Source organism: Pseudocitrobacter vendiensis (genome assembly GCF_943590815.1).
Taxonomy (GTDB): domain Bacteria; phylum Pseudomonadota; class Gammaproteobacteria; order Enterobacterales; family Enterobacteriaceae; genus Pseudocitrobacter; species Pseudocitrobacter vendiensis.
The window spans coordinates 43,591-66,623 of the sequence record NZ_CALSBS010000023.1 but is presented as its reverse complement, the minus strand read 5'-3'; the positions used below and the strand labels follow the sequence as shown (position 1 = coordinate 66,623).

Annotated in this window: 19 protein-coding genes and 1 pseudogene; 9 read left to right on the top strand and 11 right to left on the bottom strand. The window is 53.7% G+C overall.

The window, feature by feature from the left end; genetic code table 11:
* Window positions 1–46 precede the first annotated feature (46 nt).
* Entirely contained in the window at window positions 47–934 is an 888-nt protein-coding gene (yghX, locus tag NMC31_RS19815; RefSeq protein ID WP_253898940.1) for a YghX family hydrolase, read from the bottom strand.
* A gap of 156 nt (window positions 935–1,090) precedes the next feature.
* Here yghX and NMC31_RS19810 point away from each other — a divergent pair, with 156 nt between their 5' ends.
* Window positions 1,091–2,131, top strand: a complete 1,041-nt coding sequence (locus tag NMC31_RS19810) for an aldo/keto reductase (protein ID WP_149465008.1) — start codon at window positions 1,091–1,093, stop codon at window positions 2,129–2,131.
* Between the two features lie 47 nt (window positions 2,132–2,178).
* On the opposite strand, the gene NMC31_RS19805 is transcribed toward NMC31_RS19810, so the two are convergent.
* The 4 genes from NMC31_RS19805 to exbB form a co-directional block, all read right to left on the bottom strand.
* A complete protein-coding gene (locus tag NMC31_RS19805; RefSeq protein ID WP_015963007.1) occupies window positions 2,179–2,676 on the bottom strand; it encodes a TIGR00645 family protein in 498 nt (165 codons plus the stop codon).
* An 89-nt stretch (window positions 2,677–2,765) separates the two neighbouring features.
* On the bottom strand, window positions 2,766–4,217 hold the full coding sequence (locus tag NMC31_RS19800; RefSeq protein WP_253898939.1) for a methyl-accepting chemotaxis protein: 1,452 nt from the start codon (window positions 4,215–4,217) through the stop codon (window positions 2,766–2,768).
* Window positions 4,218–4,552: 335 nt separating this feature from the next.
* Entirely contained in the window at window positions 4,553–4,978 is a 426-nt protein-coding gene (gene exbD / locus NMC31_RS19795) for a TonB system transport protein ExbD (RefSeq protein WP_015963005.1), read from the bottom strand.
* A gap of 6 nt (window positions 4,979–4,984) precedes the next feature.
* On the bottom strand, window positions 4,985–5,719 hold the full coding sequence (exbB, locus tag NMC31_RS19790) for a tol-pal system-associated acyl-CoA thioesterase (RefSeq protein WP_149465006.1): 735 nt from the start codon (window positions 5,717–5,719) through the stop codon (window positions 4,985–4,987).
* 250 nt (window positions 5,720–5,969) lie between these two features.
* Here exbB and metC point away from each other — a divergent pair, with 250 nt between their 5' ends.
* Together metC and yghB are read left to right on the top strand one after the other, a co-directional pair.
* Window positions 5,970–7,157 carry a cystathionine beta-lyase gene (metC, locus tag NMC31_RS19785; RefSeq protein WP_253898938.1) on the top strand — a complete coding sequence of 396 codons (1,188 nt, stop codon included), beginning with the start codon at window positions 5,970–5,972 and terminating at the stop codon, window positions 7,155–7,157.
* A gap of 253 nt (window positions 7,158–7,410) precedes the next feature.
* Window positions 7,411–8,070 (top strand): DedA family general envelope maintenance protein YghB, encoded by a 660-nt coding sequence (yghB, locus tag NMC31_RS19780; RefSeq protein ID WP_149465004.1) that lies wholly within the window; start codon window positions 7,411–7,413, stop codon window positions 8,068–8,070.
* 85 nt (window positions 8,071–8,155) lie between these two features.
* Here the strand turns inward: yghB and NMC31_RS19775 are convergent, their stop codons facing one another.
* Complete coding sequence (locus tag NMC31_RS19775; protein WP_253898937.1) at window positions 8,156–9,055, bottom strand: AraC family transcriptional regulator; 900 nt, start codon at window positions 9,053–9,055, stop codon at window positions 8,156–8,158.
* A 198-nt stretch (window positions 9,056–9,253) separates the two neighbouring features.
* Between NMC31_RS19775 and yqhD the strand changes: the two genes are divergently transcribed.
* The 6 genes from yqhD (at window position 9,254) to NMC31_RS19745 (ending at window position 15,259) form a co-directional block, all read left to right on the top strand.
* On the top strand, window positions 9,254–10,417 hold the full coding sequence (gene yqhD, locus NMC31_RS19770; protein ID WP_253898936.1) for an alcohol dehydrogenase: 1,164 nt from the start codon (window positions 9,254–9,256) through the stop codon (window positions 10,415–10,417).
* A gap of 130 nt (window positions 10,418–10,547) precedes the next feature.
* Window positions 10,548–11,375 (top strand): 2,5-didehydrogluconate reductase DkgA, encoded by an 828-nt coding sequence (gene dkgA / locus NMC31_RS19765; protein ID WP_253898935.1) that lies wholly within the window; start codon window positions 10,548–10,550, stop codon window positions 11,373–11,375.
* Between the two features lie 403 nt (window positions 11,376–11,778).
* A complete protein-coding gene (locus tag NMC31_RS19760; RefSeq protein ID WP_149465000.1) occupies window positions 11,779–13,233 on the top strand; it encodes a DASS family sodium-coupled anion symporter in 1,455 nt (484 codons plus the stop codon).
* Window positions 13,234–13,284: 51 nt separating this feature from the next.
* Window positions 13,285–14,340 carry a DUF3828 domain-containing protein gene (locus tag NMC31_RS19755; protein ID WP_253898934.1) on the top strand — a complete coding sequence of 352 codons (1,056 nt, stop codon included), beginning with the start codon at window positions 13,285–13,287 and terminating at the stop codon, window positions 14,338–14,340.
* 32 nt (window positions 14,341–14,372) lie between these two features.
* Window positions 14,373–14,798 (top strand): hypothetical protein, encoded by a 426-nt coding sequence (locus tag NMC31_RS19750; RefSeq protein WP_253898933.1) that lies wholly within the window; start codon window positions 14,373–14,375, stop codon window positions 14,796–14,798.
* A complete protein-coding gene (locus NMC31_RS19745; RefSeq protein ID WP_253898932.1) occupies window positions 14,795–15,259 on the top strand; it encodes an HIT family protein in 465 nt (154 codons plus the stop codon). Before NMC31_RS19750 ends, NMC31_RS19745 begins: the two co-directional genes overlap by 4 nt.
* On the opposite strand, the gene NMC31_RS19740 is transcribed toward NMC31_RS19745, so the two are convergent.
* From NMC31_RS19740 to NMC31_RS19720, 5 genes and pseudogenes are all read right to left on the bottom strand, one after another.
* Window positions 15,256–17,475, bottom strand: coding sequence for a YgiQ family radical SAM protein (locus NMC31_RS19740; RefSeq protein ID WP_253898931.1), 2,220 nt, complete (start codon window positions 17,473–17,475; stop codon window positions 15,256–15,258). The genes NMC31_RS19745 and NMC31_RS19740 overlap by 4 nt on opposite strands.
* A 181-nt stretch (window positions 17,476–17,656) precedes the next feature.
* On the bottom strand, window positions 17,657–19,069 hold the full coding sequence (gene ftsP, locus NMC31_RS19735; RefSeq protein WP_149463855.1) for a cell division protein FtsP: 1,413 nt from the start codon (window positions 19,067–19,069) through the stop codon (window positions 17,657–17,659).
* 118 nt (window positions 19,070–19,187) lie between these two features.
* Window positions 19,188–19,925 carry a 1-acylglycerol-3-phosphate O-acyltransferase gene (plsC, locus tag NMC31_RS19730; RefSeq protein ID WP_253898930.1) on the bottom strand — a complete coding sequence of 246 codons (738 nt, stop codon included), beginning with the start codon at window positions 19,923–19,925 and terminating at the stop codon, window positions 19,188–19,190.
* A 245-nt stretch (window positions 19,926–20,170) separates the two neighbouring features.
* Window positions 20,171–22,429, bottom strand: a complete 2,259-nt coding sequence (gene parC / locus NMC31_RS19725; protein ID WP_253898929.1) for a DNA topoisomerase IV subunit A — start codon at window positions 22,427–22,429, stop codon at window positions 20,171–20,173.
* Between the two features lie 115 nt (window positions 22,430–22,544).
* A pseudogene (locus NMC31_RS19720) lies at window positions 22,545–23,012 on the bottom strand (AraC family transcriptional regulator); the annotation flags it as partial.
* Between the last annotated feature and the right edge of the window lie 21 nt (window positions 23,013–23,033).

The following is a 23,033-nucleotide window of genomic DNA, read 5'->3' as shown; positions in this document are numbered from 1 at the left end:
TAGCGACTTTTTGAGCGATATCCAGTGCTATTTGCAGCCTTTACTTTCAGTGCAAATATTTCTCAAACCACGCCAGCGTTCGCTGCCAGGCGAGCTCCGCTGCGGCCTTGTCGTAGCGCGGAGTCGAGTCGTTGTGGAAACCATGATTCACGCCCGGATAAATATAGGCTTCGTACACTTTTTTATGCGCTTTTAACGCCTCTTCCATTGCCGGCCAGCCTTCGTTAATACGCGTATCCAGCGCCGCGTAATGCAGCAATAAAGGGGCATTGATTTTTTCCACATCCGCGACCGGGGCCTGACGTCCGTAGAACGGCACCGCGCAGGCCAGCTCAGGGTAAGCCACCGCCGCCGCATTCGACACGCCGCCACCATAGCAAAAACCGGTTATCCCGACTTTGCCCGTCGCCTGCGGATGCGCCTGCATAAACTCAATCGCGGCGAAGAAATCATTCATCAGTTTGGTCGGGTCGACTTTTTGCTGTAACTCGCGCCCTTCATCATCATTACCGGGATAACCGCCGACGGAAGAGAGCCCATCCGGAGCAAGGGCAATATAGCCCGCTTTCGCGACACGTCGGGCAACATCTTCTATATACGGGTTAAGCCCACGATTTTCATGCACCACCACCACGGCGGGCATCTTTCCGGCGGCTTTCGTCGGCGTGACCAGATAACCGCGCACCTCACCGTGGCCGTTGGGCGACGGATAACGAATATATTTCGGTTTGATATCCGGGTCGGTGAACTCGACCTGTTCCGCCAGCGCGTAGTTGGGCTTGAGAAGATTAAACAGCGCCAGCGCAGTCATGCCGCCGACGGCGTATCGTCCCGCCAGTTGGAGAAACTCGCGCCTGGAAATTTTGCCGTGTGCGTAATAGTCGTAGTAATCGAGCAACGCTTGCGGAAAGTCTTTGGCGGTCAGTCGGGTCATCGAGGGATCTCCATTAACAGGCATTAACTAAGAAAAGCACAAGACAGATTTATTGCCCATAAATCATCAGCATTGTGATCCCGCCGACGGGTTGGTTGTGACAAAAACGTTAATCTGGAAACAGCGTTTCAAAAATCAGACAATCAAGGAGACATTATGACCTGGTCCGCCAATCCTGCCCGTTACGAGCAGATGCAATATCGCTATTGCGGCAACAGCGGCCTGCAACTGCCCGCGCTGTCACTCGGGTTATGGCACAGTTTTGGTCATATCCAGTCGCTCGACAGCCAACGCGCGCTGCTGCGTAAAGCGTTCGACTGCGGCATTACTCACCTCGATCTCGCCAATAACTACGGGCCCCCTCCGGGCAGTGCGGAAGAGAACTTTGGCCGCCTGCTGCGGGAAGATTTCGCTGCCTATCGCGATGAGCTGATCATCTCGACCAAAGCCGGATACGACATGTGGCCGGGGCCATATGGCAAGGGCGGTTCGCGCAAATACTTGCTCGCCAGCCTCGACCAGAGCCTGAAGCGCATGGGGCTGGATTACGTCGATATCTTCTACTCGCACCGTGTTGATGAAAACACGCCGATGGAAGAAACCGCTGCCGCGCTGGCGCAGGCGGTGCAGAGCGGAAAAGCGCTGTATGTCGGCATCTCGTCTTATTCGCCAGAGCGCACGCAAAAGATGGCGGAGCTGTTGCGCGAGTGGAAAATCCCGTTACTTATCCACCAGCCTTCCTACAACCTGCTCAACCGCTGGGTCGATAAGAGCGGCCTGCTGAATACGCTGGAAGAGAACGGCGTCGGCTGCATCGCCTTTACCCCGCTGGCGCAAGGGCTGCTGACCGGTAAATACCTCAACGGAATTCCGGACGGCTCACGCATGCAGACAGAAGGGAAAAAAGCGCGCGGTCTGACCGAGAATATGTTGAGTGAAAGCAACCTCAACAGCCTGCGTTTATTAAACGAGATGGCACAACGTCGTGGCCAGAGTATGGCGCAGATGGCCCTTAGCTGGTTGCTGAAGGACAACCGCGTAACATCGGTATTGATTGGCGCAAGCCGACCGGAACAAATTGAAGAGAACGTTCAGGCCCTGAATAACCTGAACTTTACGGCAGAAGAGCTGGCGCAGATTGATAAGCATGTTGCCGATGGGCAACTGAATTTGTGGCAGGCGTCGTCAGATAAATAGCACACTCTTTGCCCGGTGGCGCATCGCTACCGGGCGCAGACCGCGTTTTAATGCTTCTGGCCGCGCGTTAAGCGATCCAGATATCCCATCACAAACGCCGACAGTACAAAGGTCAGATGGATAATCACATACCACATCAGCTTGTTATCCGGCACATTCTTGGCATCCATAAACACCCGCAGCAGGTGAATAGATGAAATAGCGACAATGGATGCCGCGACCTTGTTTTTCAGCGAGGTGGCATCCATTTTCCCAAGCCAGTTCAGCTTCTCTTTGTGGGTACTGATATCCAGCTGCGAGACAAAGTTTTCGTAACCGGAGAACATCACCATCACCAGCAGACCGCCCACCAGCGTCATATCGACCAGCGATAACAACGTCAGGATAAGATCGGCTTCTGCCAGTTCAAAGATGTTAGGCAGAACGTGAAAGATCTCCTGAAAAAACTTAATCATCAACGCCAGCAGCGCCAATGAAAGGCCAAAATAGACCGGGGCTAAAATCCAGCGCGACGCGTACATCGCATTTTCAAAAAAACGTTCCATAGTGTCCTGTCGATAAACTCAATTCGGCTTAGTATATCGCAACCATGCAACATCATTTCAACAATTCACTTCAGCAATTTAGGGTTAGGTTACACCAACCTGAACACCGAAATCGCCGTTTTCAGTTCGCCGGTATAGTGCTGCTGTTGCTGCGCCATCTGCATGGTCTGCGCCACATGCTGGACGTTTTCCTGCACGCTGGCATCAATGGTGGCGATACTGCCCTTCATCTGCATCACGCTGGCGCGCTGTTGTTCGCTCATCGAAGAGAGGATTTCCAGCGAGTCCTGTAAGCCTTCAATATGCGTAATGATCGCCTGCATCGTATTTCCCGCCAGCTCGACCTGCTCAGCGCCCTGATGGGTGCTTTTCACCGAGGCGGCGGTAAGCTGGCGAATCTCTTTCGCCGCCTCTTCACAACGTAACGCCAGCGAACGCACTTCAGAGGCGACCACCGCAAACCCTCGGCCATGTTCGCCTGCGCGTGTCGCTTCAACCGAGGCGTTCAGCGACAGAATATTCGTCTGAAAGGCGATGCCGTCGATTAACTCCAGAATGCTATTAATCTGCTGTGATTCATCACGAATGTGCATCATTGACGCCGTCGCCGCACGGATGTTTTCCCCACCCCGCCTCGCGACATCGCACGCCTGTAAAACACGCTTGCGCGCCTCACTGGCTTGTTCACTGGTCAGTGACGCCGCGCTCGCCAGTTGCTCCATCGCGCTTGCGGCGATGGCGAGAGAAGTGGCCTGGCTGTCAGTACGTTCTGATAGTGCGGTATTGCGCTGCAAAATGGTTTGCGAGGTATCCAGCAACTGACCAACATTGCTACTCACCTGCTCCAGCGTAGTGCGCATCGCGCCAAGCGTTCGGCTAAAGGTACGGGCGAAAGGAGAATGACTGACTTTTGATTCTCGCGCCAGGGTCAGACTGCCGGGTTCACAATTAATGACTGCCGCCAGTTTCGCTACCTCACTGGCAGATACTGCATCTTGTTCCATACGTACTGCCAGAACGACCAGGAAAAGGGTTTGTACCACCACAAACGCGCCATGCATCATCACCATATGCAGGCCGGTATGCATAAAAATAACGATGTGATAAAGGTTATATTCCTGCAAATAGTTAAAGACTAAATGGTGTACTGCGATAACTGCAGCACCCATCACTAGCGGACGCCAGTCACGCCAGGCCAGCAACGCGGACAAAAGCACAAAAACGGAGAAGTGATATTCTGTTTCGCCCTCGCCAAGCTGAATAAGCAGTGCGGAAAAGGCCATCAGGATAAACGCAAAAAACAACCGTGAAATTAATCGCCCGCGAAAAAATGCGGTAACAAGCGTGGCCAGAATCGCTAATGGTGTGGCGACACATAGCGCCACCAGCGCATTACCGGCTATCCAGCCCACAACCAGCGAGATAACCCAAAGCAGCCACACCAGCGCCAACATTTGGCCGTCAGCCCGTTGACGAATTGCCGAGACAGAGATGCTTTCGCGTAGCGATTCGCGAGCGTCTGAATTGTTTGATTTATCCATGTTCTTTCCGCACTGTACAGGTAATGTTATTAGTATTTTTTAGCGTCATAAATAAGCGTAGAGAATTTATTAACCATTACCAGTGGAGGGAAAGAATATATTCTTTACACGCGTTTTTGTTACTTCTTAATAAAGAATTAAATTTAATTTAAAGCAGAGATAAATAATTGTGTTGTGGGGACGTATTTTTCAGGAGAGAAGACTTAGGGGAAATGTGCGGTGTTTACCCCCTCACCCAACCCTCTCCCTCAAGGGAGAGGGAACCGACAGAGCCAGGGTTTAAGTGAGTGCGGTTTTCACCCTCTCCCTGAGGGAGAGGGCCGGGGTGAGGGGCTTTATTTCGCCCCTGCGTGTTCTTCCCCTACCAGGCCAATCTTCAGATAACCGGCCTGATGCAGAGTGTCCATCACCTTCATCATCGTTTCATAGTCGACGGTTTTATCGGCGCGGAAGAAGATAGTGGTATCTTTCTTCCCCTCCGTCAGCGTGTTCAACGCGTTTACCATGTTCTCATCGGTAATGGGGTCATTACCCAGGAACATCGACTTATCTGCTTTCACCGACAGGTAGACCGGTTTTTCCGGGCGTGGCTGCGGTTGGCTGGAGGACGCAGGCAGATTGACTTTTACATCCACCGTCGCCAGTGGCGCGGCAACCATGAAGATAATCAGCAGAACCAACATAACGTCGATAAACGGCGTCACGTTGATTTCATGCATTTCGCCGTTATCGTCCAGATTTTCATTAAGACGCATTGCCATGGGGCATCAACCTACTCGTAATTTCTGTGCGGAACGTACCGGCTGGGTCACGCCGCTGGCGTGGAGGTCCAGGTCACGGCTTTGCAGCAGCAGAACCTGCGCAGCAACATCGCTGAGGTTTGCTTTATAGCTGCCAATCAGACGGGCGAAGACGTTATAGATAACCACCGCCGGAATCGCGGCAAACAGGCCAATTGCGGTCGCCAGCAGCGCTTCTGCGATACCCGGCGCAACAACAGCCAGATTGGTGGTTTGCGTCTGCGCAATACCGATGAAGCTGTTCATGATACCCCAAACGGTACCGAACAAACCGACAAACGGGGAAATGGCGCCGATAGTCGCGAGGTAACCGGTCCCGCGGCTCATACTACGGCTCACGAAGGCAACGCGACGTTCCAGACGGAAGCCGGTACGCTCTTTAATTCCTTCATTGTCTTCGGAACCCGCAGAAAGCTCGCGCTCGTCCTGCGCTTCATGAATCAGTTGCGTACTGAGGCTTTTCGCGTGGAAGGCGGCGGCGATTTCGTGCGCCTGATCGATAGAGCGGGCTTCCGCTAACAGCTGCTGCTCGCGTTTGAGGCGACGCTTCTGCGAGAACAACTCTGCGCTCTTACTAAAGAAGATGGCCCAGGTGACTACGGATGCCAGAATCAGGCCAATCATAACCACTTTAACAACGATGTCGGCATGATGATACATACCCCAAACGGAGAGATCCGCCTGCATCAAATTATTACCCACTCTGTATCTCCAGGACATAAATCACAAAATCTGAGCACAATAATATCAAAACGACGTCGAATTGATAGTAGTTCTCATTAGTATTTACATAGTGACTCAAATCATACTTATTTTCCTTGCGCTTACGCAGTAAAAAAGTCACCACCGCGATTTTTGAGATATTTTCTGCTTTATCTCGCGCGGGCGGGTACATCCAGCAACAATCGTGATAATTTAGACGTCCAGACGTATAAAAATAGGCAGGAGAGAGATGGCAGATAAGCACCTGGATACCGCGCTGGTCAACGCCGGGCGGAGTAAAAAGTACACGCAGGGTTCGGTAAACAGCGTCATTCAGCGCGCCTCTTCGCTGGTGTTCGACACCGTTGAGGCGAAGAAGCATGCCACCCGCAATCGCGCGAAAGGCGAACTCTTCTACGGGCGTCGCGGTACGCTCACCCACTTCTCTTTGCAGGAAGCGATGTGTGAGCTGGAAGGCGGCGCGGGTTGCGCCCTCTTCCCTTGCGGCGCCGCGGCGGTCGCCAATACGATTCTGGCCTTTGTTGAACAGGGCGATCATGTGTTGATGACCAATACCGCCTATGAGCCGAGCCAGGATTTCTGCACCAAAATTCTGGGAAAACTGGGCGTCACCACAAGCTGGTTCGACCCGCTAATTGGCAGCGAAATCGCGCATCTGATTCAACCCAATACTAAAGTGGTGTTCCTGGAATCCCCGGGTTCAATTACCATGGAAGTTCATGATGTTCCTGCAATTGTTGCAGCCGTACGCAGCGTTGCGCCGGATGCAATCATTATGATCGACAACACCTGGGCGGCAGGCGTGCTGTTTAAAGCGCTCGATTTCGGCATAGATATTTCGATTCAGGCTGGCACAAAGTACCTGATTGGCCACTCTGACGCGATGGTCGGTACCGCGGTATCCAACGAACGTTGCTGGGCGCAACTGCGCGAAAATGCGTATCTGATGGGCCAGATGCTGGATGCGGACACCGCCTACATGACCAGTCGAGGCCTGCGCACACTTGGCGTTCGCCTGCGTCAGCATCATGAAAGCAGCCTGAAAATTGCCGAATGGCTGGAACAGCATCCGCAGGTTGCCCGCGTGAATCATCCGGCGTTGCCGGGTAGCAAAGGTCACGAATACTGGAAACGAGATTTTACAGGCAGCAGCGGCTTGTTCTCCTTCGTGCTGAAAAAGCGTTTAACCGATACCGAACTTTCTGCCTACCTCGACAACTTCTCCCTGTTCAGCATGGCCTACTCGTGGGGTGGTTTTGAGTCGCTGATTCTGCCTAACCAGCCAGAACAGCTGGCGGAGATTCGCCCCGGCGGCGAAGTGGACTTTACCGGCACCCTTATTCGCTTACATATTGGTTTAGAAAACATTGACGATCTTATCGTGGATTTAGCAGCAGGCTTCGCGCGTATTGTGTAAAATAGCCTCAGGCCCGGCGGCGTTTCGCCTCGGGCTGTCTGGTTAGCAATGTTCCTGAAAAGCGTCTCGCGTGTTTTCAGGATTTTGAGAACAGTCAATCTGCCGAATGGCCAGAACATCCCGGCGTAAACGCATAGTGCTCAGGTTGTTCTTATTCCTGAACAGTTACGCGTGCGTTGTTGCGCGAGGGATCAAAGAGTTTCGGGCAATTCGGGAGTACAATAAGCGAAAATGCTGTTCCACAGGAAAGTTCATGGTCGTCATTCAAGATATTGTCGCCGCACTCTGGCAGCATGACTTTGCCGCGCTGGCGAATCCTCACGTTGTGGGGGTGGTTTATCTGGTCATGTTTGCCACGCTGTTTTTAGAAAACGGTCTGCTTCCGGCCTCCTTCCTGCCGGGCGACAGCCTGTTGCTGCTCGCAGGTGCGCTCATCGCCAAAGGGGTGATGGGGTTCGTGCCGACGGTGATCATTCTGACGACCGCCGCCAGCCTCGGTTGCTGGCTGAGCTATATTCAGGGGCGCTGGTTGGGTAACACCCGTACGGTAAAAGGCTGGCTCGCTCAATTGCCGGATAAATACCATCAACGTGCGACCTGCATGTTCGATCGCCACGGCCTGCTGGCACTGCTCGCAGGACGTTTTCTGGCGTTCGTACGTACGCTGCTGCCCACAATGGCAGGCATTTCCGGGCTTTCTAATCGTCGCTTCCAGTTCTTCAACTGGCTGAGCGCGCTGCTGTGGGTGGGTGTCGTCACCAGCCTCGGTTATGCCATCAGTATGATTCCTTTCGTAAAACGTCATGAAGATCAGGTGATGACCTTCCTGATGATCCTGCCTATTTTCCTGCTGGTTGCCGGGCTGCTCGGTACGCTGGTGGTGGTGATTAAAAAGAAATATTGCAGCGCCTGAAGGCGCTGTTCTATAGGGCTGGATGCGCTTTGAAGCCGGATGCGCTGCGCTTATCCGGCCTACAAGGCCTACAAGAGCCTCTTGCCTAAACGATTTGAATCGCGCGTAATCGCGCCGCATCTTCCCCCGGCGTTATACCGAAATAGCGTTTAAATTCGCGGCTAAACTGCGATGCACTTTCATATCCCACCTGCATTGCCGCTGCGCTGGCTTTTAATCCATCATGCACCATCATCATTCGCGCCTTGTGCAGGCGATACGTTTTCAGGTACTGCAGCGGTGACGTGCTGGTTACCGATTTAAAGTTATGATGAAACGCCGACAGGCTCATATTGGCTTCGGCGGCCAGTTGATCGACACTCAAGGTTTCGGTGTATTGGCTTTCGATGCGCTTTAATACGCGGCTTATCTGACTGAAATGCGTTTGGCGGCTGACTAACGCCAGCAGCGCCCCACCGCGCGGCCCGGTAAGCACATAGAACAGCATTTCGCGGATAATCTGTTTGCCGAGGATGCGCGCTTCCAGCGGACGCTCCATCACATCCAGCAGGCGCTCGGCCGCACAAAGGATCTCATCAGAGAGCGTCGCCGAGTTAATACCGCTCGCCGCCATTGCAGGCTGGAAGCATTCATCTTCCCCGATATCCATCAACAGCTCCTGAAGCTGTAAAATATCGACGTTCAGGCGCAACCCGGCCAGTGGTGCGGCCTCGGTGGCAAAGGTCTCACACTCAAACGGTAGCGGCACCGTCAGCAGTAAATATTCATTGGCATCGTAGCGGAAGGTGCGTTCATTGATATAGCCAATCTTATAGCCAGAAAAGAGAAATATAATCCCAGGACGGTACATAACGGGCGTACGAGCGGCAGGCTGTGTACCATAGATAAGCTGGATATCCGGCACCAAAGCACTGAGTTTTTGTTCATTACTTTTCAGTAACTTAACCTTTCCCGTTAGTAACGCGCAAATCTCTTCCCGGTTCATTTCTCCACTCTCCCGCCAGTTGAATTCAGGCTTTCATTGTTGACCTTTTCGCTACTTTTCTCCAGCCCTATGGAGAAATGGGCAAGACATCGGCAGGAATGTGCATTGAGCGGATCGCCCCCAAAGACCACAATAGTCGTCATCCGGTAGCCACCGTTGCTACCCCCTTTTTCCATCCTCCGATGAAGGAAACGAGCAATGTTTAATTTTGATCTCCACACCCCAACCCGCATTCTTTTCGGTAAAGGCGCTATTGAAAATCTGCGTGCGCAAATTCCGGCAGATGCTCGCGTTCTGGTGACCTACGGTGGCGGCAGCGTGAAAAAAACCGGCGTGCTGGACCAGGTGTTAACCGCGCTGAACGGTCTGGATGTTCGCGAATTTGGCGGCATTGAACCGAACCCGTCTTATGAAACGCTGATGAACGCGGTGAAAATTGCCCGCGACGAAAAAATCACTTTCCTGCTGGCCGTTGGCGGCGGTTCCGTGCTGGATGGCACCAAGTTCATCGCGGCGGCAGCGCATTACGATGCGTCTATCGACCCGTGGGAAATTCTGGAAACTTACGGCAGCAAGGTGAACAGCGCGATTCCGATGGGTTCCGTTCTAACCCTGCCGGCAACCGGTTCTGAATCCAATAAAGGTGCGGTTATTTCCCGGAAAACCACCGGTGACAAACGCGCATTTATGTCGCCGCACGTGCAGCCCGTCTTCGCGATTCTGGACCCGGTTTACACCTATACTCTGCCACCGCGTCAGGTTGCCAACGGTGTGGTTGATGCCTTCGTGCACACGGTCGAACAGTACGTAACCTACCCGGTCAACGGCAAAATTCAGGATCGCTTCGCGGAAGGTATTCTGCTGACGCTGGTTGAAGATGGCCCGAAAGCGCTGAAAGAACCTGAGAACTACGATGTTCGCGCCAATATTATGTGGGCGGCAACACAGGCGTTAAACGGCCTGATTGGCGCAGGCGTGCCGCAGGACTGGGCAACCCACATGCTGGGTCACGAACTGACCGCCATGCACGGTCTTGACCACGCACAGACGCTGGCTATCGTGCTGCCGGCCCTGTGGAATGAAAAACGTGACACCAAACGCGCCAAACTGCTGCAATACGCAGAACGCGTCTGGAACATCACCGAAGGTTCTGATGATGCGCGTATCGACGCCGCCATCGCCGCCACCCGTAACTTCTTCGAGCAAATGGGCGTACCGACTCGCCTGTCCGATTATGGTCTGGACGGCAGCTCCATCCCCGCGCTGCTGAAAAAACTCGAAGAACACGGTATGACAAAACTAGGTGAAAATCAGGACATTACCCTCGACGTAAGCCGTCGCATTTACGAAGCGGCACGTTAATCCCCACCCAAAGCCAGACCTAACTCTTTAGCGTCTGGCTTTCGTTTTTGCATATTTCGACCAGAATTGATCTTACAAATCTTATCGGGCCCACTGTGCCGATAAGCAATAGAGAGAAAAGGAGAAATGCATGACACATCCAACCGTAATCAAACTCCAGGACGGCAACGTGATGCCGCAGCTGGGTCTCGGCGTGTGGAAAGCAAGCAACGAGGAGGTTGTCACCGCGATTCATAAAGCGCTGGAAGTCGGGTATCGCTCGATTGATACCGCCACCGCCTACAAGAACGAAGATGGCGTGGGCCAGGCGCTGAAAAGCGCGGGTGTTCCGCGCGAAGAGCTGTTTATCACCACCAAACTGTGGAACGACGATCAGAAACGCCCGGCCGAGGCGCTACAGGAAAGCCTCGATAAACTACAACTGGATTATCTCGATCTCTACCTGATGCACTGGCCGGTTCCCGCCATCGACCACTACGTGGACGCGTGGAAAGGAATGATTGAGCTGCAAAAGCAAGGGCTGGTAAAAAGCATCGGCGTCTGCAACTTCCAGGTGAATCACCTGCAACGCATTATCGATGAAACCGGCGTCGCCCCGGTCATCAATCAGATTGAACTGCACCCGTTGATGCAGCAGCGTCAGCTACATGCGTGGAACGCGACGCACAAAATTCAAACCGAATCCTGGAGCCCGCTGGCTCAGGGTGGCGAAGGCGTATTTGACCAGAAAATCATTCGTGAGCTGGCGGATAAATATGGCAAAAACCCCGCGCAAATTGTGATTCGCTGGCACCTGGATAACGGCCTGGTCGTCATCCCTAAATCCGTCACACCGGCGCGTATTGCCGCCAACTTCGACGTCTGGGATTTCCGTCTTGATAAAGACGAACTGGGCGAAATAGCCAAACTGGATAAAGGCAAACGTTTGGGACCCGACCCGGATCAATTCGGCGGCTAATTATTTTCGCCTGGTACGGTTAATCGTATCAGGCGTTTTTATTCTGTAATTCATTTTCACAATGAATAACACAATTCAATTCATTCTTCACACCTATATTATCAATATAATTCTAAACAATAAGTGCGCCATTATATAAAGTTATATCTTCTGTTTACTGCCTACCGTCATTTTCTTTTTCAGGATCAAAGTTTTCTTCGTAAGACATTGCAGAATAAAGGTCACAGAGTTCAGTCTCGGCGCGACACTCTACGCTAACCGCTGAATTTCTCCGGCCTCCTGATGGTTTCAGGATAAAAATACCATCAGGATAACTGTATTTCTCAGACATCAATAGCGCGGTAATTTTTGGCAAAACATATATGTCATGAATTAATTCGCCTATAAAAACGAGTGTAATGTCGTGACGAAGAAAACATCCCAGGGAGTAAAATGGCTCCCACTCATTATTATCGTGCTTATCGCCGCCGGGCTTTGGCAACTGACGCCGCCTTCCGGGCTCAGCGCACCCGCCTGGCATTCTGCGATTATCTTTGTGGCAACCATTGCGTCAATTGTGGCGAAAGTCCTGCCGATTGGCGCGGTCGGGATCATCGGTATTACGGTTTTTGCCCTCGCCTATGCGGCGGGTGATAAAACCGCCAGCGGCGCTATCACCACGGCACTGAGTGAACTGAACAGCTCATTGATCTGGCTTATCGTCGTCGCCTTTATGATTGCCCGCGGGTTTATCAAAACCGGCCTGGGTCGGCGCATCGCCCTGCAAATGATCCGCCTGCTGGGTAAACGCACGCTGGGGCTGGCGTATGGCCTTGCCTTTGCCGACCTGATTTTATCCCCCGCAATGCCGAGCAACACCGCCCGCTGCGGCGGCGTTATCTACCCCATCGCCGACTCGCTGGCGCGCAGTTTTGGCTCACGCCCGGAGGACGAGTCGCGCAGCAAAATCGGTACCTTCCTGATCACCTGTATTGGCAACGTCAATGACGTCACCGCCGCGCTGTTTATGACCGGCTACACCGGCAACCTGCTGGCGGTCAAACTGGCGGCTAACGCGGGCGTCACCCTGACGTGGGGTAGCTGGTTTATGGCGGCCTTGCTGCCGTGCGTGGTGTCGTTGATGATCGTACCGCTGTTGGTTTACTGGCTGACCCGACCGGAAATCAAGCACACGCCGGATGCCCCCGAAATCGCCCGTAAAGAACTCGCCGAAATGGGCAACATGGCGCGTGGCGAGTGGCTGATGCTGGCGACCGTCGGCGTACTGCTGGTGCTGTGGATCTTCGGCGACAAACTGGGTGTGGATGCCACCACCGCGTCGTTTGTTGGGCTCTCTATCCTGCTGCTGAGCGGCGTGCTGAGCTGGGAAGATGTGAAAAGTGAGAAAGGCGCATGGGATACGCTGATTTGGTTTGCCGCGCTGCTGATGATGGCCAACCAGCTGAAAAAACTGGGCTTTACCATGTGGTTCGGCAACCTGATTGGCGACAGCATTGGTAGCGCCATGCAGGGCACCAGTTGGGTTGTCGTACTGCTGCTGCTGAACGCCGCCTACTTCTACACCCACTACTTCTTCGCCAGCGGCAACGCGCAAATTGCGGCGCTGTATGCTGTCTTCCTGGGCGTGGGCTTACATCTGAACATCCCGCCTGCGCCGATGGCGCTGATGCTGGCGTTCACCAGCAGCCTCTATTGCTCACTCACCCAATACACCCACGCGCGCGGCCCGATTCTTTTCGGCGCGGGCTACGTGCCTACTGGCGTCTGGTGGCGAACCGGGTTTGCTATCAGCCTGTTTAACCAGGCGGTGTTTATCACCGTCGGCCTGGCGTGGTGGAAGATGCTGGGCTTTTACTAATAAGACTCTGCCGCCTTAGTTTATAGGGCGGCATTTTTGATGAGGAAGATAATGAAATACCTCCTTTGCCTCCTGAGCCTTTTCTTCAGCGCCCCATCACTGTCACAAATACCATCATTATCACCTGAGCAAACTGTCCGAGAGATTTATCAACATTACACTGCCGATGCCACTGGGGTTAATTTTGGTGACACCAGCAGCGCATCATTGCTTTCCACGTGGATGAAAAATGCCATTATTCTCAACTATCAACTCACGCTGCCGGGCGAAATTGGCTGGCTGGATGGCGACCCGATTTGTGATTGTCAGGACTATGAAACGCTGGTGCTTGAAAATATCTCAGCAATTCAGGTTAATGAAACGCACGCCAGCGTAACTGTGCGTTTTCGCTTATTTGTCGACGATACAGAAAGCAGAACGCAAACGTTGTATATGGTTGCGGAAGATGGGCGTTGGTTGATTGACGACATTAAGTCTTCACAAGGAAGCACATGGCAGGCGATAAACGGTGAAAATCAGGCCAAACTCTCTTCATTAGCCTCGCTGCAAAGAACGCAACCTCAGGATTTCGTTAGGGAGTTATTTCACCGCAGAAGTGATTATACCTGGCCATGGACATGGGTTGTCAGTGCGCAATATCGTGATGCGGTGAATGACTATTATCATTCGACCTTTGAACTGGGCAATATTTTGGCGAATTTACCGCGATATTTCGGACAGATAAACCGCAACGATAGCTGGCCCTGGCAATGGATAATTACCACCTGGTATCACCATGTGATGAACGACAGCATCGCAACGCCAGTGAAATCAACTCAGGAAATAAGAAATGCATTGCAGTCCGACGCGCTATTTATCTACGACAATCCTGTATTCATTGGCGTACCGGACGACAACATCAGACGATTCGACACTAAGGTACCAGAAGCCAGAGGGGACCAAGCAAAGGTGCATGTTCGTATTACGCTTAACGACAATTCGATAAAAGAGCAAGACCTCCTTCTTCGTCGCTCTGCCGGAGCGTGGGAAATTATGGATTTTATTCGCCCGGAATACGGGAGCTTGCGTCGAAAAATTGAAGAGGCAACCCTCCAGAAGCGGCGGTAATACGCATTATCGATAACGCAGGCGAGAGGGAAATGGATCGTGGAAAGAAAAGCAAAATGGCGTGGCATCTCAAGCGCCTCGATTTTGTCAGCGACTGTATCGACCTTCTTCCTGATTCGCTTTTCCTTCCAGCCAGCAGAGAAGACGTTAAAATTTGCCAAAACATGGCACTAAATTACTGGCGCCAGAAAACAGCTACGAGCAGTCTACAAGAGATAGCCCACTATATCCGCACGACGACTGACGATAAAAATAGTGCTGAATGGGATGCTAAGACGCTGCCAGGTTTGATGGCTTCTGACGAAGAGAGTCTGGACTTCATGTGGACACAATTTATCGAAAGTGCAGTCACCTGTGTTAGAACGCACTTAAGTGATGAGACCTGGATGATACTATTCCATAAGCACTTTTCTGCCGAAATTCACGCGTGGGTAAACCAAACAGGAGACCTTGAATGACCTGCATTTTCTGCCAAATCGTTGAGGGCAAAGCGCCCTGCCATAAAATCTGGGAAGATGAGCATCACCTGGCCTTCCTGTCGATTTTCCCCAATACCGAAGGCTTTACCGTCGTCATCCCGAAAAAACACTATCCGAGTTATGCCTTTGATATGCCGCCGCAGGCGCTGGCCGATTTAGTTCTGGCGACGCAGAAAGTGGCTAAATTGCTGGATAAATCCTTTGATGATGTGGGCCGCAGCGGAATGTTTTTTGAAGGTTTCGGCGTGGACCACGTGCACAGCAAACTCAGCCCGATGCACGGCACAGGCGACATGAGGAAATGGCGGCCTATCGAATTTAAGCAGAAGAAGTATTTTGAACAGTATGAGGGCTATCTGTCTTCTCACGATCACGAGCGGGCGGATGATGAGAAGCTGGCCGCATTAGCGGCCAGAATCAGAGCGGCGCAGGATTCTTAACGCCCTGCCGCCGGTTTTGCGCGTTTTTTCGCAGCCGCATTAACCGGACGCGGCTGCGCGGCAGGCGCTTTCTTCGCACCTGCTGGCGTTTGGCGCTGGTGCGCCACCGGCGTGTGTTTAGTCAACGCCGGGCGCGTATTGCGGTTCTGGCGACGCGCTTCACGCATCTCGTCGAGCGTCGGTGACGGCACCAGGCAATCACGACGCGGGCCGATGAGATGCTTTTTACCCATTGCTTCCAGCGCCTGACGGATCATCGGCCAGTTTTTCGGATCGTGATAACGCAGCAGCGCTTTATGCAGACGGCGCTGTTTATCCCCTTTCGGCACCACCACTTCTTCACTCTTATAGCCAATTTTAGCCAGCGGGTTCTTGCCGGTGTAATACATGGTGGTCGAGTTCGCCAGCGGTGACGGGTAGAAGTTCTGCACCTGGTCAAGGCGGAAACGGTGTTTCTTCAGCCACAGCGCCAGATTCACCATATCTTCATCACGCGTACCCGGATGCGCGGAGATAAAGTACGGAATCAAATACTGCTCTTTCCCGGCCTGTTTCGAATAGGTGTCGAAAAGCTCTTTAAAGCGGTGATAGGTTCCCATCCCCGGCTTCATCATTTTCGACAACGGCCCCTCTTCCGTATGCTCCGGCGCAATCTTCAGATAGCCGCCCACGTGATGGGTTGCCAGCTCTTTGATATAGCGTGGATCTTCCACCGCGATATCGTAACGCACGCCGGAGGCGATGAGGATCTTCTTGATGCCTTTCAGATCGCGCGCGCGACGGTAAAGATTGATCGTCGGCTCATGGTTGGTGTCCATGTGCGGGCAGATATCCGGATAAACACAGGAGAGACGGCGGCAGGTTTGCTCGGCGCGCGGGGATTTACAGCGCAGCATATACATGTTCGCCGTCGGCCCGCCGAGGTCGGAAATCACGCCAGTAAAGCCCGGCACCGTATCGCGAATGGCTTCGATCTCGTTGATGATCGAATCTTCCGAGCGGCTCTGAATAATGCGCCCTTCGTGCTCGGTAATGGAGCAGAAAGAACAGCCGCCGAAGCAGCCACGCATGATGTTGATTGAAAAACGAATCATCTCATACGCCGGAATACGCGCATTGCCATACGCCGGGTGCGGAACGCGCTGGTACGGCAGCGCGAACACGCTGTCCATCTCTTCAGTGGAAAGCGGAATCGCTGGCGGGTTGACCCAGATATAGCGGTCGCCATGTTTTTGCATCAGCGCACGCGCGCAGCCTGGGTTTGTTTCATGGTGCAGAATACGCGAGGCGTGCGCATACAGCACTTTATCACTTTTCACTTTCTCAAAAGACGGCAGCAGCACGTAGGTTTTTTCCCACGGCTTCGGACGCGGCGGCTGAACGGTGACGGTTTTGACTTCCGCTTTTTGCGGTTCAACCGGCTTGTTATCGGCACACGGCAAATCTTCGCCATACGGATGCGGAATCGGGTCGATTTTCCCCGGCGTATCTAAACGCGTGGAATCCACGCCAGCCCAGCCCGGCAGCGCTTCTTTTACGATAATCGCCGTATTACGCACATCGCGAATCTGCGAAATCAGTTCACCCTGCGCCAGACGATGCGCTACTTCCACCAGCGGACGCTCACCGTTACCGAACATCAGCATATCCGCTTTGGAATCGACCAGCACCGAACGGCGCACAGTATCAGACCAGTAATCGTAGTGCGCGGTACGACGCAGGCTGGCTTCGATGCCGCCCAGAATTACCGGCACATCTTTCCACGCTTCTTTGCAGCGCTGGGTATAAACCAGCGTCGCGCGATCAGGGCGTTTTCCACCGACGTTATCCGGCGTGTAGGCATCGTCCTGACGCAGCTTACGGTCAGCCGTGTAGCGGTTGATCATCGAGTCCATGTTGCCTGCGGTCACGCCGAAAAAGAGGTTCGGCTTGCCCAGACGCATAAAGTCGTCTTTGCTGTTCCAGTCCGGCTGCGCGATGATGCCCACGCGAAAACCCTGCGCTTCCAGCATACGACCGCAAATCGCCATCCCAAAACTCGGATGGTCAACGTACGCGTCGCCGGTAACCAAAATGATGTCGCAGCTATCCCAGCCAAGTTGATCCATCTCTTCACGGGACATTGGCAAAAACGGTGCCGGCCCAAAACAGGCGGCCCAGTACTGCGGCCAGGAGAACAGGTCGCGATCCGGTTGGATCAGGGAGATAGAGCTCATTTTGCTTCCAAAAAGAAAAGTGGTAAAAAAATAATCAAAGGCCGGGGATTATACGCTGTATTCATGGGGGAAATGAAGGAGATTATCGGCCGAAAACGCATGGATAACGTAAAGCCCGGCCGACGTTTATCAGAATACAACAACGCCGGGCATTGCCCGGCGCTGGTTCACAGCATCCCCGTTACGGTGCGGGGTTTACCAGAATTTGCCCAATCGAGCCGCGATCGGCCAGCTCCAGCGTTTGGCTGGAATACTGGAACGGGAAGTGCGGCCAGGACGGCTGGTTGTAGTAGACCAGCAGTTCAATTTGCCCATCCACCCACACGGTATCTTTCCAGCCTCTGTCTTCCGGGAACGGCATTGCGCCGTTAACGTTGCGGATCAGGAACATGACGCCTTCAATATGGAACGACTGCGGCTCATCCGCGCGTACCGTCCAGCGCTCCCAGGTTCCCTGCTGCGCGGTAATATCAATACGCTGCGGGTCCCACAACTGGCCGTTGATGCCAGGATCATCGCCCAGTGCAATATCGCGGCTGCGCAGCGGCGTGCCGGTCATGATCTCGGAGGAAAGCAGGCGCATAGGCAGGTTATCCGTCACCAGCGGCAGCAGGCCGGTCGGTTTCAGGGTGAGCACCAGCGTAGAGATAAGAATGCTCGACGGCTCAAAGAAACCACGCAGGCGATCCATGATGCTTGCCGCTTCCCCACAGGTAATGGAGACTTCATCGCCATTGGTCATATCGACCAGAATTTCACGCCGTTCGCCAGGCGCGAGCGACAGCTGTTTGACCGAAACAGGTGCGGGCAGGAAACCCTGGTCGCCGGAAATTACATGCAGCGCCCGGCCATCGCTCATCTGTAACTGGTAGCGGCGCGAGTTAGAGGCGTTCAGCAGGCGCAGACGCACCCATCCGCGTGATACTTCGACATACGGGCTTTGCGCGCCGTTCACCAGCAGCGTGTCGCCAACGAAGCCACCGCTGCCGGGTTCGCTGTATTCCGGCGTGCCGAAATTATCCAGACGCTTGTCCTGAATGATCACCGGGAAGTCGTCCACGCCGTAGTGGTTTGGAATAGGTAAAGACTTACTGACTTCATCTTCAATCAGCCACATTCCGGCCAGGCCGTTGTAGACCTGCTGAGCCATATGGTTTGGCGTATTGGCCTGATACCAGAGCGTTGCGGCGGACTGACGAATCGGCAGCACCGGCGCCCAGTCGGCGTTTGGCGACATCATGCGCGCCGCACCGCCAATCAGCGGGCCAGGAACCTGCAAACCGCGTACGGTCATGGCGACGTTTTCCGTCAGGCGGTTGCTGTAAATCAGTTTGACGTCATCACCGTTCCAGACGCGGATAGTCGGACCCAGGTAGCGACCATTGATGCCCCAGACAGGCGCGCGCGTGCCCTGAGAGAAGGACCAGTGAGAACGTTGTAAGGTAAGAAAGAGAGGCTGTCCGCGACGCGATTCCACCAGCGGCGGTATCGGCAGCTCAGGCTGTTTCCCTGCGGCATTTGCCCTCAGCGGCACTGCCCCTGCGCAGAACGCAACGCCCGATGCCTGAATAAACTGACGCCGACTGAGTGACATATAAACTCCATGAAAACTGATCAATCAAAAAGGGAATTCGTTTCCCGTAAGCCAGCACCGCGTTTTATGTTGGCCGCCGTGCTTTATCCGCCCGGCGGTGAGTGAGCCTGACCCGGTTTTATAGTTTTCCGTCAGACTCGCGCTGGGCGACTTCTTTATCCAGTTCTTCTATCTTCGCCTGCATAACTTCACGGCAGTGTCTGGAAAGTTCGCGAACCTGATCTTTACCCCATTTGCTGGTATCGATCGGCGGCAGCATTTCAACAATCACCAGCCCGTTGTTCAGGCGGTTAAGGTTAATCTTATCCGATGTATTGGAAACGCACACGGGAATAATCGGTACACCCGCCGCAATGGCGGCGTGAAACGCGCCGGTTTTAAACGGCAACAGGCCACGACCACGGCTACGCGTTCCTTCCGGGAACATCCAGAAAGAGATTTTGCGATTATTGAAGGCTTTCACCACTTCGGCGATGGTACTGTGCGCTTTCGCACGATTATTACGATCAATCAGCAGGTTACCGGTGAGCCAGTAAAGCTGACCAAAGAATGGGATCCACACCAGGCTTTTTTTGCCCACGGTGACGGTCGGCGGCTGCACAATATTTGCCGCAGTAACCATGTCGTAGTTGTTCTGGTGGTTCGCAATGTAGATAGCATTCCCGTAGCTTGCGGCATCCGCAGGCAGGCGGGTTTCAACTTTCAGACCAAACAGCGGGGCCATACGGCCAAACATATGGCCAAAAGTGGCAACGTGTTTTGGATTACGCGGACTAAACAGGCAATAGATACAGCCAAACACGCATACCAGGATGCAGTAAATGACCACGATGATGACACGAAAAATAAATAGCATAGCTACCTCTGAAGCCCTGACCGCTTAGAGTTATATATTGGTCAGGATTTGTGACTCGCAAACCCTCGTAAGGGCTATTCTTAATCGCAACGGCGTAATTAACAACGTTTTTACAGGAAAATGTGTGCGTTGTCGCCCTTGCCCCTCACCCCGGCCCTCTCCCCAAAGGGGCGAGGGAGAAAGACAGACCGCACCGTCGGTTCCCTCTCCCCTTTGGGGAGAGGGTTAGGGTGAGGGGGGCAAACTTACTCCTCGCTCTCCCCCGCGCTCTGACGCAGCGGAGAGTCGATATCGATACGGTCGATTTTTTGCAACCCACGCATTAACGTACCGCGACGGCCACGTTCGCCCGTCACTTTTTGCAGCTCTTCCGGACGCAGTTTGATTTTGCGTTTTCCGACGTGCACGGTCAGCGTGGTCTGCGGCGGCAGCAGGTAAAGGTGTGCCAGACTATCTTCCCCTTTCGCCGCTTCCGCTGACGGGATGTTGATAATCTTGTTGCCCTTGCCTTTCGACAACTGCGGCAGATCGCTTACCGGGAACATCAGCATGCGACCCGCGCTGGTGATCGCCAGCAGCATGTCAGACTCATCTTCTACAACCACTGGCGGCAGGACGTGCGCGTTTTCCGGCAGCGAGATCATCGCCTTACCCGCACGGTTACGCGCAACGAGATCGTTAAACGTACACAGGAAGCCGTAGCCCGCATCAGAGGCCATCAGCAGTTTCTGATCGTCGCTCTCCATCAGCATATGCTCAACGGTCGCGCCCGGCGGGAGCGTCAGCTTACCGGTCAACGGTTCGCCCTGACCGCGCGCCGACGGCAGCGTGATAGGGTCGATGGCGTAGCTGCGGCCAGTGGTATCAACAAACACCACCGGCTGGTTGCTCTTACCTTTCACCGACGCTTTCCAGCTGTCGCCTGCTTTATAGCTCAGCCCCTGCGCGTCGATGTCGTGACCTTTGGCGCTACGCACCCAGCCCATCTGCGACAATACAATGGTCACCGGCTCAGACGGTAGCATGTCATGCTCGCTCATCGCCTTCGCTTCATCACGCTCGTGCAGCGGAGAACGACGATCGTCACCGAAGGTATCAGCATCCGCCTGAAGCTCTTTCTTCAGCAGGTTATTCATTTTGCGCTCGGACGCGAGAATCGCCTGCAGTTGATCGCGCTCTTTCGCCAGATCGTTTTGCTCACCGCGGATCTTCACTTCTTCCAGCTTCGCGAGGTGGCGCAATTTCAGCTCAAGGATAGCTTCCGCCTGCGTTTCGCTAATGCCGAAGCGCGACATCAGCGCCGGTTTCGGCTCATCCTCGGTGCGAATGATCTCTATCACTTCGTCTATATTGAGAAACGCCACCAGCAAACCTTCGAGGATATGCAGGCGCTTAAGGACTTTCTCCAGACGATAGTTCAGGCGACGACGCACGGTGTCACGACGGAACGCCAGCCATTCGGTGAGGATCTCCAGCAGGTTTTTCACCGCCGGGCGACCATCAAGGCCAATCATGTTCAGGTTAATGCGGTAGCTTTTTTCCAGATCGGTGGTTGCGAAGAGGTGATTCATCACCGGCTCCATATCCACACGGTTGGAACGCGGCACAATCACCAGACGTGTCGGGTTTTCGTGGTCCGACTCATCGCGCAGGTCATCGACCATCGGCAGCTTTTTGTTGCGCATCTGGCTGGCAATTTGCTCCAGCACTTTCGCGCCGGAAACCTGATGCGGCAGCGCAGTGATCACCACCGCGCCATCTTCTTTATTCCAGACCGCGCGCATACGCACAGAGCCGCGCCCGTTCTGGTAAATTTTGCGGATTTCCGCACGAGGCGTGATGATTTCCGCTTCGGTCGGATAGTCCGGCCCCTGCACGATATCAAGCACTTCATCCAGCGTGGTTTTCGGCTGTTCAATCAGCTTGATGGCGGCGTTTGCAACTTCGCGTAGGTTGTGAGGCGGAATATCCGTCGCCATACCCACCGCAATGCCGGTGGTACCGTTCAGCAGAATATTTGGCAAACGTGCAGGCAGCATTTTCGGCTCCTGCATTGTACCGTCAAAGTTCGGCACCCAGTCCGCCGTGCCTTGTCCCAGTTCGCTCAGCAACAGCTCGGCGTACTTCGACAAACGCGATTCGGTATAACGCATTGCCGCGAAAGATTTCGGATCGTCCGGCGCCCCCCAGTTCCCCTGGCCGTCGACCAGCGGATAACGATAAGAGAATGGCTGCGCCATCAGCACCATTGCCTCATAACAAGCGCTGTCGCCATGCGGGTGATATTTACCTAACACGTCACCGACGGTACGCGCCGATTTTTTGAATTTGGCGCTGGCGTTCAGGCCCAGCTCAGACATCGCATAGACGATGCGGCGCTGCACCGGCTTCAGACCATCACCAATAAACGGCAACGCGCGATCCATGATGACGTACATGGAGTAGTTTAAGTAGGCGTTTTCCGTGAATTCATGTAGCGCAAGGCGCTCTGCCATATCGCTCATTAATGGGGGTTCCTCAAATCTGCATGCTGACCGTTCGGACGGCAATATTGCCGCAGATAATACCCTATCTCACGGGCTGAGTCACAAGTCCGTGAGATAAGACGAGGAAGGCAGTTTATTGCAGTGGCAGGTAGATATCCGTTTGCAGTTCATGCCCGGCAGCGTCATGGACAAAATTGTGATACTGAAAAAAGACAGGGAAATCGCGCAGCGTCTCACCACTGCCCGGTAGCCACTCTCGGAACAGATACCAGACGCTCTCGCCAATCGTATCAAGCGAGCCGTGATGGCGCATGACGGCGCAGCGTCCGCCAGGAATTTCGCTGTTTATTACACCGTGGGCATTTTCAGGTACGGGGGTGTCTACGCTGCCGCAAATATCAAAACGGAATGCTTCCGGCGGCGTCGTTTGCGGGTCATCCCAGGCAATGCCAAATGTGTTGCTTTGTTCTATCGGTGACAGGCCAGTATCTCTGCGCCATAAAATAAACTTAGCCGCACTGTAGTTCACTAATTCCGGGCTACAGCGATGTTGCAATAAAGCAACCTGGGTACGGGGAAAGTTGACGAGGGTTACATCCATATAGAGGCCTCAACATACATA

What these genes read in the sequence shown, in the direction of transcription:
- yghX (WP_253898940.1), bottom strand. Translation starts at nt 934, where the DNA reads ATGACCCGACTGACCGCCAAAGACTTTCCGCAAGCGTTGCTCGATTAC.
- NMC31_RS19810 (WP_149465008.1), top strand. Translation starts at nt 1,091, where the DNA reads ATGACCTGGTCCGCCAATCCTGCCCGTTACGAGCAGATGCAATATCGC.
- NMC31_RS19805 (WP_015963007.1), bottom strand. Translation starts at nt 2,676, where the DNA reads ATGGAACGTTTTTTTGAAAATGCGATGTACGCGTCGCGCTGGATTTTA.
- NMC31_RS19800 (WP_253898939.1), bottom strand. Translation starts at nt 4,217, where the DNA reads ATGGATAAATCAAACAATTCAGACGCTCGCGAATCGCTACGCGAAAGC.
- exbD (WP_015963005.1), bottom strand. Translation starts at nt 4,978, where the DNA reads ATGGCAATGCGTCTTAATGAAAATCTGGACGATAACGGCGAAATGCAT.
- metC (WP_253898938.1), top strand. Translation starts at nt 5,970, where the DNA reads ATGGCAGATAAGCACCTGGATACCGCGCTGGTCAACGCCGGGCGGAGT.
- yghB (WP_149465004.1), top strand. Translation starts at nt 7,411, where the DNA reads ATGGTCGTCATTCAAGATATTGTCGCCGCACTCTGGCAGCATGACTTT.
- NMC31_RS19775 (WP_253898937.1), bottom strand. Translation starts at nt 9,055, where the DNA reads ATGAACCGGGAAGAGATTTGCGCGTTACTAACGGGAAAGGTTAAGTTA.
- yqhD (WP_253898936.1), top strand. Translation starts at nt 9,254, where the DNA reads ATGTTTAATTTTGATCTCCACACCCCAACCCGCATTCTTTTCGGTAAA.
- dkgA (WP_253898935.1), top strand. Translation starts at nt 10,548, where the DNA reads ATGACACATCCAACCGTAATCAAACTCCAGGACGGCAACGTGATGCCG.
- NMC31_RS19755 (WP_253898934.1), top strand. Translation starts at nt 13,285, where the DNA reads ATGAAATACCTCCTTTGCCTCCTGAGCCTTTTCTTCAGCGCCCCATCA.
- NMC31_RS19750 (WP_253898933.1), top strand. Translation starts at nt 14,373, where the DNA reads ATGGATCGTGGAAAGAAAAGCAAAATGGCGTGGCATCTCAAGCGCCTC.
- NMC31_RS19745 (WP_253898932.1), top strand. Translation starts at nt 14,795, where the DNA reads ATGACCTGCATTTTCTGCCAAATCGTTGAGGGCAAAGCGCCCTGCCAT.
- NMC31_RS19740 (WP_253898931.1), bottom strand. Translation starts at nt 17,475, where the DNA reads ATGAGCTCTATCTCCCTGATCCAACCGGATCGCGACCTGTTCTCCTGG.
- ftsP (WP_149463855.1), bottom strand. Translation starts at nt 19,069, where the DNA reads ATGTCACTCAGTCGGCGTCAGTTTATTCAGGCATCGGGCGTTGCGTTC.
- plsC (WP_253898930.1), bottom strand. Translation starts at nt 19,925, where the DNA reads ATGCTATTTATTTTTCGTGTCATCATCGTGGTCATTTACTGCATCCTG.
- parC (WP_253898929.1), bottom strand. Translation starts at nt 22,429, where the DNA reads ATGAGCGATATGGCAGAGCGCCTTGCGCTACATGAATTCACGGAAAAC.